Genomic DNA, 640 nt, shown 5'->3' on the forward strand with positions numbered 1-640 from the left:
ATCCGCTACCAGCACGAGATCCTCTCCCTGGTCCGGAAGCTCGGGACGACGGCGATCGTGGTGCTCCACGACCTCAACCTGGCGGCCCGCTACTGCGACGACCTGGTGCTGCTCGACCAGCGCCGTGTCGCCGCGCGCGGCACCGTCGACGAGGTGCTCCGGCCCGAGATCCTGGAGCCGGTCTACGACATCGGCATCGAGCGGCTCGAGCTGCGCGAGGAGATCCACCTCCTCTTCCGCCCGTCGATCTGAACAAGACCTCAGACCTCCGGGGCGGCCTCGACCCTGGTCTCGGGCACGGACTCGTCATCAGGATCGACGCCCGGAAGGTGCGCCTCCCAGAGCTCGACGTCCATCACGTAGAGCCGGAGCGACGCTTCGCCGCGCAGCTGCTCGGGCTTGAACCTCCGAGCCGTGCCGACAAGCCGGTGGAACGCCACATCGCAGCGCTTCTCGAGCTCGAAGTCGGGCACCTGGCGCGCCATCCCGGTGACGTACGCAGCGCTCGCCCCGTACCCCGGCAGCACCGAGGAGTCGAAGATGACCCCGGCCACGCGCGGGTCGCGGATGAGGTTGCGGGAGTGCTGCGCATCGGGCGCCGAGACCCAGTAGAGGTCTCGGTAGCCGTCGTGGGAGAAGT

At 68.9% G+C, this 640-nt stretch carries 1 protein-coding gene and 1 pseudogene; one reads left to right on the top strand and one right to left on the bottom strand.

Going from position 1 to position 640, the window contains the following annotated elements:
• Positions 1 to 252: pseudogene (locus EF918_RS36475) on the top strand (hypothetical protein); the annotation flags it as partial.
• An 8-nt stretch (positions 253 to 260) separates the two neighbouring features.
• Here the strand turns inward: EF918_RS36475 and EF918_RS37600 are convergent.
• Positions 261 to 640 (bottom strand): pyridoxamine 5'-phosphate oxidase family protein (locus EF918_RS37600; RefSeq protein WP_185922114.1); only part of this gene is annotated, 380 nt, incomplete at its 5' end.

This window comes from Streptomyces sp. WAC06614 (assembly GCF_003949795.1).
Taxonomy (GTDB): Bacteria; Actinomycetota; Actinomycetes; order Streptomycetales; family Streptomycetaceae; genus Streptomyces.